The following is a 20,921-nucleotide window of genomic DNA, read 5'->3' as shown; positions in this document are numbered from 1 at the left end:
GCACGATCTGGAACAGGTAGCTCAGCTGCGCCTTGAACGACGAAGTGATCTGCGGGGCGGCGCTGAGTGGGAAAAAGGCGTCCTGCACCACATCTTCGGCGCGCGATCGGCAGCCGGTGATGCGGGCAGCGATCTTGACCAGGATGTTGCGGTTGTCGACGAAGGGCTGGAGTAATGGTGAATCGCACTTACTTGTGGATAGTTGTTCCGCCATGGAAATCACCTTGTCACAGAGGGGAAAGGACGCACCCAAATTTGGGAAGCTTCCTACGACGGGCGACAAGCTATTCAGAATGATAATGATTGTCAAATGCGAAATGTAATTGGTTTCATGTAATTTCAGTTCTAAGGCGCAGGGATCGCTGGGCGCATTGTCGGGGCATTTTCAGCGCCTGTGAGATCGAGCGCCGCCCGCGCGGCGCTGGATCTGCCAGGCGCCACACCTCTCAAGGCATAAACCCACCAACTTTCACACAACCCAAAACCCCCAACCCCGCTAATTTCTCCCCCCGCCCATCCGTTCCCCTGTGTACACCTCAGGCCGCCACATGCCGCTGCGCCCACGTTCGCGCAGCAGCCGGCCCGACCCAACCAGACACTGGCAGGAACACCCCATGACGGACGCCTTCGAACTCCCGCTCTCGCTGGTCCAGGCCCTGGCGCAGCGCGCCGCGCAGACCCCGGACAAAGTCGCCTTGCGCTTTCTGGCCGACGCGCCCGGCGAGCAGGCGGTGCTCAGCTACCGGGACCTCGACCAGCGCGCCCGCACCATCGCTGCTGCCTTGCAAGCCCGGGCCGGCTTCGGCGACCGCGCGGTGCTGTTGTTCCCCAGCGGGCCAGATTATGTGGCGGCGTTCTTCGGCTGCCTGTATGCCGGCGTGATTGCGGTGCCGGCCTACCCGCCGGAGTCCGCGCGCCAGCACCACCAACAGCGCTTGCTTTCGATCATCGATGACGCCGAGCCGCGCCTGCTGCTGACCGTCGCGGCGCTGCACGACAGCCTGCAGGGCCTGGAGGCCCTGACAGTGGCCAACGCTCCCGAACTGCTGGCGGTGGATGGCCTGGACCCGGCGCTGGCCGCGAAATGGCGCGAGCCCGCACTCAAGGGTGATGACATCGCCTTCCTGCAGTACACCTCCGGCTCCACCGCACTGCCCAAGGGTGTGCAGGTCAGCCACGGCAACCTGGTGGCCAACGAGCAACTGATCCGCCAAGGCTTTGGCATCGACCTCAACCCCGACGATGTGATCGTCAGCTGGCTGCCGCTGTACCACGACATGGGCCTGATCGGCGGCCTGCTGCAGCCGATCTTCAGCGGCGTGCCTTGTGTGCTGATGGCGCCGGGCTACTTCCTGGCCCGGCCGCTGCGCTGGTTGCAGGCCATCAGCGAATACGGCGGCACCATCAGCGGCGGCCCCGACTTCGCCTACCGGCTGTGCAGCGAGCGGATCAGCGAGGCCTCCCTGGCCGGGCTCGACCTCAGCCGCTGGCGGGTGGCCTACTCCGGCTCCGAGCCAATCCGCCAGGACAGCCTGGCGGCCTTTGCCGACAAGTTCCAGGCCTGTGGCTTCGACCCGCAGAGCTTCTTCGCCAGCTACGGCCTGGCCGAAGCGACCCTGTTCGTCAGCGGCAGCCGCCGTGGCCAGGGCATCGCCGCGCTGGAGCTGGACGCGCAAGCCTTCGCCGCCAACCGTGCGGAACCTGGCAAGGGCAGTGTGCTGATGAGCTGTGGCTACCCGCAGCCCGGGCATGCCGTGCGCATTGTCGAACCACAACGCCTGCAAGTGCTGGGCGACAACCAGGTGGGCGAGATCTGGGCCGGCGGCCCGAGCATCGCCCTGGGTTACTGGCGCAACCCTGAAGCCAGTGCCCGCACCTTCGTCGAGATGGACGGCCAGACCTGGCTGCGTACCGGCGACCTGGGTTTCATGCGCGATGGCGAAGTGTTCGTCACCGGGCGCCTGAAAGACATGCTGATTGTGCGTGGGCAGAACCTGTACCCGCAGGACCTGGAAAAAACCCTCGAGCGCGAAGTGGATGTGCTGCGCAAAGGCCGGGTGGCGGTGTTCGCCGTCGAGCAGCAAGGCGAGGAGGGCATCGGCGTGGCGGTGGAAATCAGCCGCAACGTGCAAAAGGCGATCAAGCCCCAGGAGCTGATCAATACCCTGCGCCAGGTGGTCGCCGACGCCTGCCGCCAGGCCCCGGCCGTGGTCCTGCTGCTGAACCCGGGCGCGCTGCCCAAGACGTCCAGCGGCAAGCTGCAACGTTCGGCCTGCCGTCTGCGCATGGACGATGGCAGCCTGGACTGCTACGCCCGTTTCCCTGAGGTGAGCGAGCCCGTTGCCAGGACGGTAGCTGGTGATGACCTGCAAGCGCGCATCGCCAGTGTGTGGCGCGACATCCTCAAGGTCGAAGCGGTGGCGGCAGACGACCACTTCCTGCTGCTGGGCGGCAACTCCATCGCCGCCACCCACGCCACCGCACGCCTGGCCGATGAGATGGGCGTCAACCTGGGCCTGCGTACCCTGTTCGAGGCGCCGGTACTGGCCGACTATGCCCAGGCCGTGGCCGCGATCATCGCCCAAGGCGGTGGCCGGGGCGGTGCCATCGCCACCCTGCAACGCACCCAGGCGCTGCCCCAGTCGCTGGCGCAGAACCGCCTGTGGCTGCTATGGCAGTTGGACCCGCAGTCGGCGGCCTACAACATTCCGGCCGGCCTGCAGTTGCGCGGTGAGCTGGACGAAAGCGCCCTGCAAGCGGCCTTCCAGGCGCTGGTGGCGCGCCACGAATCACTGCGTACCCTGTTTGCCGAAGAGAACGGCCAGGCCCTGCAGCGCATCCTGGTGCAGCAGCCGTTCGACCTTCGCCGCCTGGACCTCGAAGGCCAGGCCGCCGAGCAGGTCGCCGCCCAGCGTGAAAGCGAAGCTCGCCAGCCGTTCGACCTGACCCGGGGGCCGTTGCTGCGGGCGACCCTGGCGCGCCTGGGCGATGAACATCATCAGCTGTGGGTGACCCTGCACCATATCGTCGCTGACGGCTGGTCGCTGAACATCCTGCTCGACGAATTCGCCAAACTGTACGCCGCCCATTGCCAGGGCCTCGAGGCCAACCTGGCACCGCTGACCCTGGGCTATGCCGACTACGGCACCTGGCAGCGGCAGTGGCTGGCCGCAGGCGAAGCCGAGCGTCAGCTGCAGTACTGGCAGGCGCGCCTGGGGGAGGAACTGCCGGTGCTCGACCTGTGCACCGACCACCCGCGCGCCAGCCAGCGCGACCACCGCGCCGCCCGCTTCAGCCTCAAGGTACCGGCCAGGCTCACCGAAGCGCTAAATGGCCTGGCTCGCGAGCAGCAGGCCAGCCTGTTCATGGTGCTGCTGGCCGGCTGGCAGGCGCTGCTGCACCGCTACAGCGGCCAGGCCGATATCCGTGTCGGCGTGCCCAACGCCAACCGCCCGCGCCTGGAAACCCAAGGCATGGTCGGCTTTTTCATCAATACCCAGGTGCTGCGTGCGCAACTCGATGGCCGCCTGCCGTTCGACCAGATGCTGGCCCAGGTGCGCCAGGCCACCCTGGATGCCCAAGCCAACCAGGACCTGCCGTTCGAGCAGCTGCTCGAAGCCTTGCCCGAGGCTCGCGAGCAAGGCCTGTTCCAGGTCATGTTCAACCACCAGCAACGCGACCTGTCTGCCCTGCGCCGCCTGCCGGGCCTGCTGGCCGAAGAGCTGCCGTGGCACAGTCGTGAAGCCAAGTTCGACTTGCAGCTGCACAGTGAAGAAGACCACCAGGGCCGCCTGAGCCTGGCCTTCGACTATGCCGCCGAATTGTTCGATGCCGGCACCGTCAAGCGCCTGGCCCAGCACCTGCTGGCCCTGCTCGAGCAGGTGTGCGCCGAGCCGCAGCTGGCGCTGGGCGAGGTGCAATTGCTCGATGAGCCGGGCCGCGCGCAACTGCTGAGCTGGGGCGAGGCACCAGCTGTGACGCCGCAGCGGCTGCTGGTCGAGCAGCTCAATGACCAGGCACGCCTGACCCCGCAGCGCACCGCCCTGGTATGGGACGGTGGCAGCCTGGATTACGCCGAGTTGCACCAGCAAGCCAACCGTCTGGCCCACTACCTGCGTGATAAAGGCGTCGGCCCCGACACCTGCGTGGCCATCGCCGTCGAGCGTTCGCCGCAGCTGCTGGTCGGCTTGCTGGCCATTCTCAAGGCCGGTGGTGCCTATGTGCCGCTGGACGTCGATTACCCGGCCGAGCGCCTGGCCTACATGCTCGCCGATTGCAATGCGGGCCTGTTGCTGAGCCACAGCAGCCTGCTGGGCAAGCTGCCACAGGTTGACGGCGTCAGCGCCATCGCCCTCGACCAGTTGCACTTGGACAGCTGGCCAAGCCATGCCCCTGGCCTGCGCCTGCATGGCGACAACCTGGCCTATGTGATCTACACCTCCGGCTCCACCGGCCAACCCAAGGGCGTGGGCAATACCCACGCGGCACTGGCCGAGCGCTTGCAATGGATGCAGGCCAGCTACGCGCTGGACGACAGCGACGTGCTGATGCAGAAGGCGCCGATCAGCTTCGACGTTTCGGTGTGGGAGTGCTTCTGGCCACTGGTGATCGGTTGCAAGCTGGTGCTCGCCGGCCCCGGCGAGCACCGCGACCCGCAGCGCATCGCAGCGTTGGTGCAGGCCCATGGCGTGACCACGCTGCACTTCGTGCCGCCGCTGTTGCAGGTGTTCGTCCAGGAGCCGCAGGCGGGTGCCTGCACCAGCCTGCGCCGGCTGTTCTCCGGTGGCGAAGCGCTGCCCGCCGCGCTGCGTGACCGCGTGCTGCAAGTGCTGCCGCAGGTGCAGTTGCACAACCGCTATGGCCCGACCGAAACCGCCATCAACGTCACCCACTGGCACTGCCAGGCTACCGATGGCGAACGCTCGCCGATCGGCCGCCCGCTGGGCAATGTGCTGTGCCGTGTGCTGGACGACGAGCTGGAACTGACCGCCCCCGGTGTGCCGGGCGAGCTGTACCTTGGCGGTGCAGGCCTGGCCCGTGGCTACCTGGGCCGCCCGGGCCTCACCGCCGAGCGCTTCGTGCCCCAGGCCGACGGCAATGGCGAGCGCCTGTACCGCAGTGGCGACCGCGCCCGCTGGCAGGTGCAGACCGAGGCGCTGGAGTACCTTGGTCGCCTCGACCAGCAGCTCAAGGTGCGTGGCTTCCGGGTCGAGCCCGAGGAAGTTCAGGCCTGCCTGCTGGCACAAGCGGGGGTCGAACAGGCGCTGGTGCTGATTCACAAGGATGCCGTAGGTGCGCAACTTGTCGGCTACTACAGTGGCAGCGCCCAGCCTGATGCGTTGCTGGCAGTGCTGGCTGAGCGACTGCCGGCCTACATGGTGCCGGCACAACTCATCCCGCTGGCGCAGATGCCACTGGGCCCCAGCGGCAAGGTCGATCGCAAGGCATTGCCGGCCCCGGTGTGGCAGCAGCGGGAGCACGTCGAGCCGCAAACCGGGTTGCAGCAGCAGGTCGCCGGCATCTGGCGCGAGGTACTCAACCTGCCGCGCATCGGCCTGCAGGACGACTTCTTCGCCCTCGGTGGCCATTCGCTGCTGGCCACTCAAATTGTCTCGCGCACACGTCAGGCCTGCGATGTCGAGCTGCCGCTCAAGGCCCTGTTCGAAGCCAGCGAGCTAGGCGCTTTCTGTGCCGAGATCGCGCGTATCCGCGCTGCCGGCGAACGCAACCTGCAAGGCGCAATCGCCCGCGTCGACCGCCGCCAGGCGGTGCCGCTGTCGTACTCGCAGCAGCGCATGTGGTTCCTCTGGCAAATGGAGCCGGACAGCCCGGCGTACAACGTCGGCGGCATGGCGCGCCTGCGCGGCACCCTGCATGTGGATGCCTTCGAGCGCGCGTTGCAGGCGCTGGTGGTGCGCCACGAAACCCTGCGCACTACCTTCCCCAGCATCGATGGCGTGCCGTACCAGTGCGTGGCCGAAGACAGCGGCCTGCACCTCGACTGGCAGGACTTCAGCGCCTTGCCCGCCGATGTCCGCCAACAACGCCTGCAACAACTGGCCGACGACCAGGCGCACCAGCCGTTCGATCTGGAGCGCGGCCCGCTGCTGCGTGCATGCCTGGTCAAAGCCGAAGAGCGCGAGCACTTCTTCGTGCTGACCCTGCACCACATCGTCACCGAAGGTTGGGCCATGGACATCTTCGCCCGCGAACTGGGCGAGCTGTACGAGGCCTTCGTCGATGACCGCGAATCGCCGCTGGCGCCGCTGCCGGTGCAGTACCTGGACTACAGCGTGTGGCAACGGCAATGGCTGGAAAGCGGCGAGGGTGCGCGCCAGCTGGCCTACTGGCAGGCCCGCCTGGGCGACGAACACCCGGTGCTGGCGCTGCCTGCCGACCGCCCGCGCCCGGCAGTGCAGAGCCACCGTGGCGAGCTGTACCGCTTCGAGCTCGACCCGGCGCTGGTCGCCCGCGTACATGCCTTCAACAGCCAGCGCGGCCTGACTTTGTTCATGACCATGACTGCCACTCTGGCCGCCTTGCTGCACCGCTACAGCGGCCAGCGTGACCTGCGCATTGGCGCGCCGGTGGCCAACCGCATCCGCCCGGAAAGCGAAGGGCTGATTGGCGCGTTCCTCAACACCCAGGTGCTGCGTTGCGAGCTGGACGGCCAGATGAGCGCCGCACAGTTGCTGGAGCAGGTACGCCAGGTTGCCATCGAAGGCCAGTCGCACCAGGACCTGCCGTTCGACCAGCTGGTGGAAGCCCTGCAGCCACCGCGCAGCAGTGCCTACAATCCGCTGTTCCAGGTGATGTGCAACGTGCAGCGCTGGGCCTTCCAGCAAAGCCGCCAACTTGCCGGCATGCAGGTGGATTACCTGGTCAACGACGCCAGCGCCACCAAGTTCGACCTGTACCTGGAGGTGACCGACCTCGACGGCCGCCTGGGTTGCTGCCTGACCTACAGCCGTGACCTGTTCGACGAACCACGCATCGCACGCATGGCCGAGCACTGGCAGCAATTGCTGGCCGGCCTGCTCGACAACCCGCAACAGCGCCTGTGCGAGCTGCCGATGCTGAGCAGTGCCGAGCAGAAGATGCTAGCGGGCCAATTGCAGGGCGAGCCGAATTTCGCTCTCGACCAGACCGTGCACGGCCTGTTCGCCGCCCAGGCTGCGCGCACGCCACACGCTGGCGCGTTGACCTTCGCTGGCCGGCACATGACCTATGCCGAACTCGACCAGCAGGCCAACCGCCTGGCCCGTGCCCTGCGCGAGCGTGGCGTCGGCCCGCAGGTGCGGGTGGGCCTGGCGCTGGAGCGCTCGCTGGAAATGGTCGTCGGCCTGCTGGCCATCCTCAAGGCCGGTGGCGCCTACGTGCCGCTCGACCCCGAGTACCCGCTCGACCGCCTGCGCTACATGATCGAAGACAGCCGCATCGGCCTGCTGCTCAGCCAGCGCGCGCTGCTGCAAACCCTTGGGCAGCTGCCCGAAGGCGTGGCGCGCTGGAGCCTCGAGGACGACAGTGCCAGCCTTTCGGCCTACAGCGATGCGCCACTGGACAACCTCAACCTGCCGCAGCACCAGGCGTACCTGATCTACACCTCCGGTTCCACCGGCAAGCCCAAGGGCGTGGTAGTCAGCCACGGCGAGTTCGCCATGCACTGCCAGGCGGTGATCGACGCCTTCGGCATGCGCAGCGACGACTGCGAGCTGCATTTCTATTCGATCAATTTCGATGCCGCCAGCGAGCGCCTGTGGGTGCCGCTGTTGTGTGGTGCCCGGGTGGTGCTGCGCGCCCAGGGGCAGTGGGGCGCCGAAGACATCTGCCAGCTGGTGCGCGAGCAACAGGTGAGCATCCTCGGCTTCACGCCCAGCTACGGCAGCCAGTTGGCGCAGTACCTGGCCGGGCAGGGCGAGCAGTTGCCAGTGCGCCTGGTCATTACCGGTGGTGAAGCGCTGACCGGTGAACACCTGCAACGCATCCGCCAGGCCTTCGCGCCGCAGCAGTTCTTCAACGCCTACGGGCCGACCGAAACCGTGGTCATGCCGCTGGCCTGCCTGGCACCACAGACATTGTCGGCGGAGCTGGGCAGTGTACCGATCGGCCGCGTCATCGGTAGCCGCACGGCCTACATTCTCGATGAAGACCTTGCCCTGTTGCCGCAAGGCGGTATTGGCGAGCTGTATGTCGGCGGTGCCGGCCTGGCCCAGGGTTACCACGACCGCCCCGGCCTCAGTGCCGAGCGCTTCGTCGCCGACCCGTTCGGCAGCGAAGGCGGGCGCCTGTATCGCACTGGTGACCTGGTGCGCCTGGGCAGCGATGGCCTGGTCGAGTACGTCGGCCGCGCCGACCAGCAAGTGAAGATTCGCGGTTTCCGCATTGAACTGGGCGAAATCGAAAGCCGCCTGCAGGCGCATGCCGATGTCGACGAGGCTGTGGTGCTGGCCCTCGACCTGCCCGGCGGCAAGCAACTGGTGGGTTACCTGGTATGCCGGCAGGCCGCTGCCGATAGCGAGGCCCAGGGCCTGCTGCGCGACGCGGTGAAAGCCGATGCCCGCCAGCACCTGCCGGACTACATGGTGCCGGCGCACCTGGTGCTGCTCGACAGCCTGCCGCTGATGGGCAACGGCAAGCTCGACCGCCGTGCGCTGCCGCTGCCGGACCTGGAGCAGGCGCGCCAGCAGTACCTGGCGCCTGGCAACGAGGTGGAAGCGCAGTTGGCCCAGATCTGGCGCGACGTGCTCAACGTTGCCCAGGTTGGCGTGCAGGACAACTTCTTCGAACTGGGCGGTGACTCGATCCTGTCGATCCAGGTGGTCAGCCGGGCCCGTCAGGCCGGCTTGCAGTTCACCCCGCGCGACCTGTTCCAGCATCAGACCATCCAGACCCTGGCGGCCGTCGTTCAGCGCAGCGAAGCCGCCAGCAGCATCGAGCAGGGCCAGCGCCAGGGCCAGGCTGGCCTTACGCCGATTCAGCACTGGTTCTTCGACAGTGAAGTACCACAGCCGCAGCACTGGAACCAGGCTGTTCTGCTGGAGGCGCGCAAGCCGCTGGATGAGGAAGTGCTGGAGCAAGCCTTGGCCGCCCTGGTGCAGCACCACGACAGCCTGCGCCTGCGCTTCAGCCAGGCCCAGGGCCGGTGGCAGGCCGAATATGCTTCGCCTGCCACCGGCCAATTGCTGCGGACAGCCACGGTCGCCGACTTCGCCGATTGCCAACCGCTGTACACCGACCTGCAACGCAGCCTCGACCTGCAGCAGGGCCCGCTGTTGCGTGCCTTGCTGGTAAATGACGGGCAGGGCGGCCAGCGCCTTTTGCTGGCTATCCATCACCTGGTGGTCGATGGCGTGTCGTGGCGCGTGCTGCTGGAAGACCTGCAGGCGCTGTACCGTGGCCAGCCACTGCCGGCCAAGACCCACGCCATGGGCGACTGGGCCGCACGCCTGGCCAGCTATGCAGGTAGCGATTCGCTGCGCGACGAACTGGGCTGGTGGCAAGGCCAGTTGGGCGGTGTGCGCCGCGAACTGCCTTGCGATCACCCGCAGGGCGGCAACCTGCACCGCCACGCCCGTACCCTGGCCATCGGCCTGGATGTGGCGCAGACCCGGCAGTTGCTGCAACAGGCCCCGGCGGCCTACCACACCCAGGTCAACGACCTGCTGCTGACCGCGCTGGCGCGTGCCCTGTGCCGCTGGAGCGGCGACGAAGAAGTGCTGGTACAGCTTGAAGGCCATGGCCGCGACGGGCTGTTCGAAGACATGGACCTGACCCGCAGCGTCGGCTGGTTTACCAATGCCTACCCGCTGAGCCTGCGCCCGTTGCCAGGCGACGACGATGCGGCGCGGGCAGGCTCGATCAAGCGCATCAAGGAGCAGCTGCGCCAGGTGCCGCACAAAGGGCTGGGTTACGGCGTGCTGCGCTACCTGGCCGATACGGCCGGGCGCGAGCGGATGGCGGCCTTGCCGCAGGCACGCATCACCTTCAATTACCTGGGCCAGTTCGATCAACAGTTCGACAGCACGGCGCTGTTCCAGCCGCTGGACGCCCCGGCCGGCCTGGCCCACGATCTCGATGCACCGCTGCCCAACTGGCTGAGTGTCGATGGCCAGGTGTATGGCGGTGCCCTGCAATTGCGCTGGACCTTCAGCACCGAACGCTACGACGAGCGGACCATCGCCTGCCTGGCCGAAGCCTATCGCCAGGAGCTGCTGGCGCTGGTCGAGCATTGCCTGGCTGATGGCAACGGCAGTTTCACGCCCTCGGACTTCCCGCTGGCGCACCTGACCCAGGCACAGATCGACGCGCTACCGGTACCGGCCGCGCAAATCGAGGACGTCTACCCGCTGACGCCGATGCAGGAGGGCATGCTGCTGCATACCCTGCTGGAGCCGGGCACCGGCCTTTACTACATGCAGGACCGCTACCGCATCAACAGCGCGCTCGACCCCGAACGCTTCGCCCAGGCGTGGCAGGCGGTGGTGGCGCGCCACGAAGCGCTGCGCGCATCGTTCAGCTGGAACACCGGCGAGGCGATGCTGCAGATCATCCACAAGCCGGGCAACACACCGGTGGACTACCAGGACTGGCGTGGCCTCGACGATGACGCCCAGGAGCAGCGCCTGCAAACCCTGCACAAGCAGGAACGTGAGGCTGGTTTCGCCCTGCTCAGCGAGGCGCCGTTCCACTTGCGCCTGGTGCGTGTGGCCGACGAGCGCTACTGGTTCATGATGAGCAACCACCACATCCTCATCGATGCCTGGTGCCGCTCGCTGTTGATGAACGACTTCTTCGAGATCTACCAGGCCCTCGGCGAGGGGCGCCAGGTCCGCTTGCCGGTGCCACCGCGCTACCGCGACTACATCGGCTGGCTGCAACGCCAGGGCCTGGACGATGCGCGAGCCTGGTGGCAGGCCAACCTGGCCGGCTTCGAACGCGCCACCACCATCCCCAGCGACCGCCCGCTGCGCCATGACCATGCCGGTAGCGGCATGATCGTCGGCGACTGTTACACCCGCCTGGCGGTGAGCGATGGCGTGCGCCTGCGCGAGCTGGCCCAGGCCCACCAGCTCACCGTCAACACCTTCGCCCAGGCGGCTTGGGCACTGGTGCTGGCGCGCTACAGTGGCGACCGCGACGTGGCCTTTGGCGTGACCGTGGCCGGGCGCCCGGTAAGCATGCCGCAGATGCAGCGTACCGTCGGCCTGTTCATCAACAGCGTCGCCCTGCGCGTGCAATTGCCGGTGGCGGGTGAGCGCTGCAGTGTGCGCCAGTGGCTGCAAGGCCTTCTGGAACGCAACATGGAGCTGCGCGAGTACGAATACCTGCCGCTGGTGGCGATCCAGGAATGCAGCGAGCTGCCCAAGGGCCAGCCACTGTTCGACAGCCTGTTCGTGTTCGAGAACGCGCCGGTGGAAACTGCCGTGCTCGACCACGCCCAGCACCTGAATGCCAGCTCCGACTCGGGGCGTACCCACACCAACTTCCCGCTTACAGCAGTGTGCTACCCGGGCGATGACCTTGGCCTGCACCTGTCGTTCGACCAGAGGTACTTCGACTACCCGACCGTCGAGCGCCTGCTGGCCGAGTTCAAGCGCCTGCTGCTGGCGCTGGTGCAAGGCTTTGAAGGGGAGATGAGCGCACTGCCGTTGCTGGGTGCTGAAGAGCAGCGCTTCCTGCTGGAGGACTGCAACCGTACCGCACGCGCCTATCCGCTGGAGCAGAGCTACATTGCGCAGTTCGAGGCGCAGGTGGCCGCACATCCGCAACGTACCGTGGCCCGCTGCCTGGACGCCGCCTACGACTATGCCGGCCTGAACCTGGCGGCCAACCGCCTGGGCCATGCCTTGATCGCGGCGGGTGTGAACGTGGACCAGCCGGTGGCACTGCTGGCCGAACGCGGGTTGCCGCTGCTGGGCATGATCGTCGGCAGCTTCAAGGCCGGCGCCGGCTACCTGCCACTGGACCCGGGCCTGCCGGCGGCGCGCCTGCAAAGCATCATCCAGCTCAGCCGTACACCCGTGCTGGTGTGCAGCGCGGCCTGTGCCGAACAAGGGCGGCTGTTGCTGGATGAGCTGGAGCTGACGACGCGGCCGCAGTTGCTGGTCTGGGAAGACATCCAGGCCAGCCCGGTGGCCAGCCACAACCCCGGCATTCACAGCGGGCCGGAGAACCTCGCCTATGTGATCTACACCTCAGGCTCCACCGGCTTGCCGAAGGGGGTGATGGTCGAGCAGCGCGGCATGCTCAACAACCAGTTGAGCAAGGTGCCGTACCTGGCGCTTGGCGAGCAGGACGTGATCGCTCAGACGGCCTCGCAGAGCTTCGACATTTCGGTGTGGCAGTTCCTTGCCGCGCCACTGTTCGGCGCCAGGGTGGAGATCGTGCCGAACGCCATTGCCCATGACCCGCAGGCCCTGCTGGCGCATGTGCAGGCCACCGGCATCAGCGTGCTGGAAAGCGTGCCGTCGCTGATCCAGGGCATGCTGGCCAACGACCACCAGGCCCTTGATGGCCTGCGCTGGATGCTGCCGACCGGCGAAGCCATGCCACCGGAGCTGGCGGCGCAGTGGCTGCAGCGCTACCCCCAGATCGGCCTGGTCAACGCCTATGGCCCGGCGGAGTGCTCCGATGACGTGGCGTTCTTCCGCGTCGATGCCGCCTCGACCCGTGGCAGCTACCTGCCGATCGGCACGCCGACCGACAACAACCGGCTGTACCTGTTTGGCGAGGACCAGGCGCTGGTGCCGCTAGGTGCGACAGGTGAGCTGTGCGTGGCCGGCACCGGTGTGGGCCGGGGCTATGTCGGCGACCCGGTGCGTACGGCGCTGGCGTTCATCCCTCACCCTCATGGTGCTCCGGGTGAACGCCTGTACCGCACCGGCGACCTGGCGCGGCAGCGCCCGGACGGGGTGCTGGAGTATGTCGGGCGCATCGACCATCAGGTGAAGATCCGCGGCTACCGTATCGAACTGGGCGAGATCGAAGCCCGCCTGCACGAGCAGGTCGAGATCCGCGACGCTGCCGTTGGCGTGCAGGAGGGCGCCAATGGCAAGCACCTGGTGGGTTACCTGGTGGCGCATCAGGGCGTTGCAGCCGACGCTGCGTTGCTGGAACAGCTCAAGCAGCGCCTGCGTGCCGAGTTGCCGGAGTACATGGTGCCACTGCACTGGGGCTGGTTCGACAACCTGCCGCACAACGCGAACGGCAAGCTTGACCGCAAGGCCCTGCCGGCCATCGACATCGGTAACCAGCACAGCCAGGCCTACCAGGCGCCGCGCAACGAGCTCGAGGAAGTACTCGCCGGTGTATGGGCCGATGTGCTCAAGGCCGAACGAGTGGGGGTGCACGACAACTTCTTCGAGCTGGGCGGGCATTCGCTGCTGGCCACGCAGATCGCCTCGCGGGTGCAGAAGCAGCTGCAGTTGAACGTGCCGCTGCGGGCGATGTTCGAGTGCAGCACGGTGGAGGAGCTGGCGGTGTATGTGCGGGGGCTGCAGGGCAGTGTGCTGGATGACGCCAAGGTAGACCGGCTCAGTGACCTGATGGCTGAGCTGGAGGGGTTGTGACCTGAGCAGTTGAGGTCTGCGCCGTCCCTGGTGGGAGATTCTTGCCCCATCAGGTTGCCTCATTGCTCCTACTGGTCCTGTGCATGCCTGGAAGTCGGTGCTGACAATGTGGTAGCAACTGTCTTGGATATCTCCTCAAGCCAGCACTGGCCCTTGTAGGAGCGGCCTTGTGTCGCGATGGGCCGCGCAGCGGCCCCGGCTATCTTTGCTGCGAAGCTGAAACCCTGGGGCCGCTTCGCGCCCCATCGCGACACAAGGCCGCTCCTACAGAGACGGCGTTGTTCTCGAGTTTGGCGCTGCACCTGTGGGAGCGGGCATGCCCGCGAAGAGGCCGGTGCAGGCACCGTAACTTTCAACGCTTGCCGAGAATCTTCCCAAGCAACTCCGGCCGCGGCGCGCCTTGCTGGCTCTGCAGGTTGCCCTGGTCATCCTGATAGAAGATCGCCGGGGTCGCCTGCAAGCCCATCTCTTCCATCAGCGCCATGTTCGCTGCGAGCTTCTGCTGCACCGCCTCTGGCACCTGTGCCAATGGTTTCAGTGTGCTGGCCTTACCGGCCTTTTCATGTTCCTGCAGTGCCTTGGCCGGGTCTTTTGCCGCCAGCAGCGCCGCCGACTTGCCTGGGCTGTCCTCGCGGATGATGCCGACCATGATATGGCGCAACTGCACCTTGCCCGACTCCACCCACGGGCGCGCCTGTTCCCAGAACATGTTGCAGTACGGGCAGTTGGGGTCGCTGAACAGGTACACCTTGCGTGGTGCATCGTCCTTGCCGTCGGCGATCCAGGCGGTTTTTTCCATCTTGGCCCAGATTTCCTTGCTCATCGGCGCATACACCAGCTTTTTCAGCGGCTCGGCACTGAGGTCCTTGCCCTGTTCGTCGAACAGGCTGCCGACCAGTACGTGCTTGCCGTCAGGGGTGAGGTAAAGCGCCAGGCCGTTATTCTGATACTCGGCGGCATACCCGCGCAGACCGTTGGGGGCGTCGAAGCTGCCTTTGATCACGGCGCCCTTGGCTTGCAGTTGTTGAATCGCCTTGGGCAGCTCTTCGGCCTGTAGGGTGGGGCTAGCCAGCAGGGCCAGGGACAGGGGCAGCAGTGCAGTCAGTCGCATGTCAGTTTCCTTGTGCGGCAGGGGCGGGCGCGGTGGCCCGGTCGAAAGGCTCCAGGGCGTGGCGCAGGCTGGCCTTGGACAGCTCGCCCAGATGGCTGCCGACCAGGCGCCCGTCGGCGTCGTAGAACAGGGTGGTAGGCAGGGCCATGGAGCCGACGCGCTGGGCCAGCAGGCCGGTGCCGTCGAACAGCACGTGGGTCAGGCTCAGGCCGGTGGTGGCGAGGAAGGTGCTGACGTTTTCCGGGGTCTCGCCCTGGTTGACGAACAGGAAGGTCACATGCGGGTAGGCGCTTTGCGCCTGTTGCAGCACCGGCATTTCGCGTCGGCAGGGTGGGCACCAGGTGGCCCAGATGTTGATGACCAGCGGTTTGCCGCGGTAGCTGTGCAACGCCACGGATTGGCCGTTGGCCTTGCGCAGGCTCAAATCGGGTAGTTCGGTGCCCTTGCTGTACAGGTGACCACCGAGGCTGGCCAGGCCCCAGAACAGCGCGCCGCTGAACAGCGCCCAGCCCAGCGGTCGGCGCAGCCCCGGATGGCGCCAGCCCTGCCACAACGCGCCGAGCACGATGCCGGCAAGGCCCGACCAGAACAGGAAACCACCATCACGGATGTCGATGACCTGCAGCGGGTCGTCCTGGTACATCGGCCAATAGGCCAGCACGAAGCCGGCGCGTGCGCACAGCAGGCCGATCAGGAACAGGTTGAACAGTGCCGATTCCGGGCTCTCGCCGCCACGCCGGGCGACCCACCAGCCGACCATGCTGGCGATCACCAGGGCGGTGAGCATCAGCAGGTGGTTCAGGGCCATGGTCAGTGGCCCGAGGGTTACGGTCAGCATCAGCCTTGGCTCCTGGTCTGGGTCCAGTGTTGCAGGAAGGCGGCCGCATCCACTTCACCGGTGATGCGCCGCGCGCGGCGTTCGTCGCCTTCCGGGCCGATCCAGATGATGCTGGGCGGGCCGGGTACCTGATAGCGCTGCAGCAAGGCCTGGCTGGCCGGGGTGTCGGCGGTCACGTCCAGGCGCAGCAGGTGCACGCCGGCCAGGCCGGCCTGCACGTCGCTGCGAGCGAACACTTGTTTTTCCATGACCTTGCACGACACGCACCAGTCGGCATAGTAGTCGAGCATCACCCACTGGCCACGGGCCTTGGCCGCATCCAGTTCGCGTTGCAGGTCTTCCGGGCGGCTGACAGTGACAAAGGCGTCCTCGGCCTGCTGGCCGGTAGTTGGCGCAGCACCGCCAGCGGCGAATGGGCGCAGCGGCTGCCAGAGGTCGTCGCCACCGGCCGCTGCCCCCACCAGTAGCAGGCCGCCCCACAGGGCACCCAGCAGCGGCACTGCGCGTAACGCCGGCAACCGCTGCAAGGCCGGCCAGGCCGCCCAGGCCAGGGCGATCAGCAAGGCGCCGCTCAGGGCGAGCAGCAGCGCTGCGGGCAGCAGGCCGCGCACGGTGTACAGCGCCATGCCTAGGAACACGAAGCCAAATACGCCCTTGACCCGGTTCATCCAGGCGCCCGGGCGCGGCAAGTAGCGGTTGCCCAGGGTCACCAGCAACAGCAGCGGCACGCCCATGCCCAGGCCGAGGCTGAACAGCACCAGCGCCCCCTGCAGCACGTCGCCGCTCTGGGCGATGTACAGCAGCGCGCCGGCCAACGGCGCGGTCATGCACGGCCCCATCAGCAGGCCGGACAGCGCGCCCAGCAGCGCGGCGCCATACAGGTTGCCGCCACGGGTGCCTTGCCCGGCACGGTCGAGGCGATCGCGCAAGGCGGCGGGCAATTGCAGCTCGAAGGCACCGAACATCGGCAGGGCCAGCAGTACGAACAGCCCCGCCAGGCTGCCCAGCAGCCAGGGTTGCTGCAGCCAGGCCTGCAGGCTGGCACCCAGCAGCGCGGCGACCACGCCCAGGGCGGCATACACCAGGGCCATGCTCAGTACATATACCCCGGCCAATATCCAGCCGCGCCGGGCACTGGCGCCATTGCCCAGTACCAGCCCGGCGAGGATCGGCAGCATCGGCAGCGAGCAGGGGGTAAAAGCCAGCAACAGGCCCAGGCCGAAGAACGCCAGCAGGCTCCAGGCCAGGTGCCCTTTTTGCAGATCGCTGGCCAGGGCCTGGTCACTGGCTTGTTCGGCCGCCGGCGCCACACTGCCGCCCAGGTCGATCAGCGTGGTTTGCGGCGGGTAGCACAGGCCGGCGTCGGCACAGCCCTGCCAGCCCAGGCGCAGCTGGCCCTGGGCATCGGCCGGGAGTAGCAGTTCGAGTTGGTCGCGGTAAACCGCACTGTCGCCGAAGAACTCGTCGTGGTGGTTGAGGGCAGCTGGCAGTTGCGGGTGCTGCGCGGCAGGCAGGCCGTCGAACTTCAGGCGCTTCTGGTACAGGTAGTAGCCAGGCTGGATCTGGAAGAACAGGCGCATCTGGCCATCGGCCTGGCGGTCGTGAGTAAGCACGAAGGCCTGGTTGACCGGCAGGAAGTCCGGTTTGACATCGAACGGGTTGGCCTGCGATGGGCCGGCCAGCAGCAGTGTCAGGAAGAGCAGGAGGACGCGCATGTCTTCGCCTTGGCAGTACGTTGAAAGGGGTCATGCTGGCTTGGGTCGATTAACCCAAGGTTAACTCTGGTTTTTGGTCAAGGGGGGGCATCAGGGCTTGGAGGTGTATGCCTTGGGATTGTCTGCGTCTGGGAGATCCCCCGACGAACTCCTACCAGCCACAGCGCGAATTCCGCCCCACATCCCATATATGTCGCGACATATTGTCTGCTTGACTTTGCCTGCGACACCACAATTGCTGTAAAGTTGACGCACAGGTCAGCTTTTTGCGAGCTAGTACCAGAATCAAAAAAAGGGCAGACCCCCTGCTGCCCAGAGGATCAAGCATGTCCAACCGTGATATTTCCAGGCGCGCCTTCCTGCAAGGCGGCCTGATAGCTGGTGTCGGCGTGACCATGGCGCCGCTCGGCAGCCAGGCGTTCGCCGCGCTGATGGAAGAACGCGTCACCACCTCGCCGCAGAAGTGGATGAACCATGATGGCAAGGCGCGTTTTCGTAACGATGCCTTGTCCAAGGTGTGCGGCGACAAGGTGTTCGCCCGCGACATCCGTGCCAAGGACATGCCCGGCTGGCCCGCGCAGCAGGGCCATGCGCTGCTGCTCAAGGCGACCAAGGCCGACCGTATCTATGCCGGCCATGACCTCAGCCTGCTTGGCGCCGACCTGCAACCGGACCGCATCGTCACCGCTGCCGACCTGGAACGGGACGGCATCGCCTGGCCCGAGGCCCACTCGCCCGACCCGCTGCTGCCGCCCGGCAAGGTGCCGATGTTCATCGGCCACCCGGTGGCAATCCTGATCTGGCACGACTTCGAGCGCTTCCGCCAGGCCAAGCGCAAGCTGCAGTTCAACGACCAGGCGATCCGCTATGGGGCCCAGGCGCCGCTGTACCAGCGCGACCCCTACGGCAGCTTCCGCTTCGTGCGCGTGGGCGGTGCCACGCCTTTCGACGACGATGAATTCTCCAGCCTGAAGAATTCCATGCTGTTCCCCACCATCCTCAACCGCAAGCCGGTGTGGTCGAAGCAGCCCAACCAGCATGGCGACCTGACCGAGCAGGGCCTGTTCTACGCCAAGCGGATGGCCGAGCAGTTGGACAACCCGCCCGAGGACTGGCTGGTGTTCGACGAGCGCTACAAGACGCCGTCCATCGAGCCGGCCGCACTGGAGCCGGACAACGGCAACGGTTGGTACGACCCGGCCAGCGGTACGCTGCATTTCGTGGTCGCGACCCAGTGCCCGTTCGAAGTGGCGCAGGAATGCGTGCACATGATCAAGCCGTCGCGCTTCGCCCTGAACACGCTGAACATGCACCCGGGCTATACCGTGGGCTACGGCTCGAAAGACAACAACATCTTCGTCTTCTACGCCGCCGTGGCCGCCTTGTATGGCGCCGGTGTACCGATCCGCCTGGCCAACGACCGCTACGAGCAGTTCCAGAGCGGCATCAAGCGCCATGCCTTCGATATCCGCTACCAGTTGGCGGTGGACAAGAAGGACAACAGCTTCAAGATCTTCCGCGCCGACATGAGCTGCGACGGTGGCGGGCGTATCAACTACAGCCCGTCGGTGGCAGCGGTGGGCGCCACGGCGGCCCAGTCGATCTACTACATGCCGCAGAACGACCTTTCGGTCACTGCCTATCATTCCCGGGGCGTCGAGGCCGGCTCCATGCGTGGCTACGGTACCCTGCAGACCATGGCCGCCACCGAAATGATGGTGGATGAAATCGCCGGGCGCCTGGGCGTCGATGCCATCGACCTGCGCCGTGCCAACGCGCTGAAGTCGGGCATGAAGAACACCCAGGGTGCGGTCCCGGCCGGCGCCCTGCGCCTGTACGAGATTCTCGACAAGGCCGCCGTGCACGACTGGTGGCGCAACCGCGACGCGCGCAAGCAGCAGATGGATGCCAAGGACCCGGACCACTGGTATGGCGTGGGCTTTGCCATCTGCCAGAAAGACTTCGGCACCGGCTCCGAAGCTCCGATGGCCAGCATCGAGTTCAGCCGCGACGGGCGCATCAGCCTGCGTCACATCGGCACCGAGCTGGGAACCGGCATGTCCACCTCCCAGGCCCTGGTGGTCAGCGATTTCCTCGGTCGCTCTGCCGACGAGGTGAAGACCGCGGTCACCGAATGGCCGGAGCTGCAGCTGACCACCAGCGGCAACCCGTACCTGATCAGCCAGCCCGAGCAGGATGCCGCGCTGCGCAACCCGCGTTGGGTCGGCAAGCTCGCTTCGCCATCGTCGGCGACCAACTCGGCGTTCTACTTCAGCCATGCCACCCGCGAAGCGGCACGCGTGCTGTTCAATCACGGTCTGTGGCCGGCGGCCATGGCCATCTGGAGCCAAGGCCCTTACGGCGGCCAGGCCAACCCGCTGGTGGTGCGGCGCGAGAATGCGGTGTGGGTCAACGGCGAGCTGACCGGCAACGGCCTGTCACCGATCCCGTTCGCCCAGCTGGCCCAGAAGGCCCATGACATGGGCCTGGTCACCGGCGTCAGCGTGCACGGTTTCAACCGCTGGAGCTGGGCCGAGGCCGACTTCGTCATCGACGGCGTGCGCGAGCGCTTCCCGCTCGACGCGGTGGCGGTGAAGTACGGCGATGGCGCGGTGAATGCCAAGAAGGCGCAGATGAGCAGCCACGGCTACCACCTGCTCGACCGGCAGAACGCCGCCTACCCCGATACCCAGCTGAACAACGCCATGGTTACCTACTACAGCCCGGTGGCGACCATTGTCGAAGTCAAGGTGAACAAGGGCACTCACGAAGTGCAGGTGCTCAACCATCACAGCTGGGTCGAGTGCGGCCGGGTGCTGGTGCCGGAACTGGTCAAGGGCCAGCTCGAAGGCGGTATCGCCATGGGCATCGGCCATGCCTTGACCGAAGAAATGCCGCTGTACGAGGGCGGGCCCGGGGAGGGCGACTGGAACTTCAACCGCTACCGCCTGCCGCATGCTCGCGATGTGGCGGTGTGGCAGCAGACCAGCGAAATCCTCCCGCCGCTGTCACCGACCGACCCGTCCAAGGGCATCGCCGAGGTGGTGATGATCCCAGTCGTCGGTGCCATCGGCAATGCCGTCGCGCATGCCATTGGCAAGCGCGTGCGCGATCTCCCCATCACCCCAGCCCGTATCAAGGAGGCCCTCAATGGCTAACCGTCCACTGCAACTGACCCTCAACGGTCAACCGGTCGGCCCGGTCGAGGTCCCTGATGACCTGGCGATGATCGACTACCTGCACGAACACCAGAACCTCACCGGCTCGCGCCTGGGCTGCGGCCAGGGCATCTGCCATGCCTGTGTGGTGATCGTCGACAACCCTGACGGCACCAGCGAGGAGGTGCGCACCTGCATTACCGGTGCGCATTACTTCGAGGGCAAGAAGGTCCGCACCATCGAGGGCCATGCCCAACAGGACGAGGCCGGCAACCTGACGCTGAACCCGATCCAGCAGAAGTTCGTCGACCTGTTCGCCTTCCAGTGCAGCTACTGCGCGCCGGGCTTCGTCAATGCCGCCACGGTGCTGGTGGAAACCGCCCAGCGCCAGCCGCTGAAGAAGAGCGAGGTGGAAGACCGCATCGAGGCGAGCCTGGGCCATCACATCTGCCGTTGCACTGGCTACGTGCGTTACTACGACGCTACTCGCACGGTGCTCAACGACCTCGGCCTGGTGAAGGAGGGTTGAGC

At 66.5% G+C, this 20,921-nt stretch carries 7 protein-coding genes; 3 read left to right on the top strand and 4 right to left on the bottom strand.

Annotation, left to right across the window (positions count from 1 at the left end; all coding sequences use genetic code 11):
* On the bottom strand, window positions 1-214 hold a 214-nt coding region (locus tag JV551A3_RS22205), incomplete at its 3' end, for a sigma factor (protein ID WP_268939209.1).
* 400 nt (window positions 215-614) lie between these two features.
* Here JV551A3_RS22205 and JV551A3_RS22200 point away from each other — a divergent pair.
* A complete protein-coding gene (locus JV551A3_RS22200) occupies window positions 615-13,568 on the top strand; it encodes a non-ribosomal peptide synthetase (RefSeq protein ID WP_133974245.1) in 12,954 nt (4,317 codons plus the stop codon).
* A gap of 352 nt (window positions 13,569-13,920) precedes the next feature.
* Here the strand turns inward: JV551A3_RS22200 and dsbG are convergent, their stop codons facing one another.
* Genes dsbG through dsbD form a run of 3 tightly spaced genes read right to left on the bottom strand, consistent with a single transcriptional unit; the run spans window position 13,921 to window position 17,232 of the window.
* Window positions 13,921-14,679, bottom strand: a complete 759-nt coding sequence (dsbG, locus tag JV551A3_RS22195; RefSeq protein WP_133974243.1) for a thiol:disulfide interchange protein DsbG — start codon at window positions 14,677-14,679, stop codon at window positions 13,921-13,923.
* Between the two features lies 1 nt (window position 14,680).
* Complete coding sequence (locus JV551A3_RS22190; RefSeq protein WP_133974241.1) at window positions 14,681-15,517, bottom strand: TlpA disulfide reductase family protein; 837 nt, start codon at window positions 15,515-15,517, stop codon at window positions 14,681-14,683.
* Window positions 15,517-17,232 (bottom strand): protein-disulfide reductase DsbD, encoded by a 1,716-nt coding sequence (dsbD, locus tag JV551A3_RS22185; RefSeq protein WP_133974240.1) that lies wholly within the window; start codon window positions 17,230-17,232, stop codon window positions 15,517-15,519. The genes JV551A3_RS22190 and dsbD overlap by 1 nt, the downstream gene beginning before the upstream one ends.
* 326 nt (window positions 17,233-17,558) lie before the next feature.
* On the opposite strand from dsbD, the gene JV551A3_RS22180 reads away from it, so the two are divergent.
* Complete coding sequence (locus JV551A3_RS22180) at window positions 17,559-20,390, top strand: xanthine dehydrogenase family protein molybdopterin-binding subunit (RefSeq protein WP_133974239.1); 2,832 nt, start codon at window positions 17,559-17,561, stop codon at window positions 20,388-20,390.
* Window positions 20,383-20,919, top strand: coding sequence for a (2Fe-2S)-binding protein (locus JV551A3_RS22175; protein ID WP_133974237.1), 537 nt, complete (start codon window positions 20,383-20,385; stop codon window positions 20,917-20,919). The genes JV551A3_RS22180 and JV551A3_RS22175 overlap by 8 nt, the downstream gene beginning before the upstream one ends.
* The last annotated feature ends 2 nt before the right edge of the window (window positions 20,920-20,921 follow it).

Source organism: Pseudomonas inefficax, assembly GCF_900277125.1.
GTDB classification, from domain to species: Bacteria; Pseudomonadota; Gammaproteobacteria; order Pseudomonadales; family Pseudomonadaceae; genus Aquipseudomonas; species Aquipseudomonas inefficax.
This window is presented reverse-complemented; position numbering and strand designations above follow the sequence as displayed.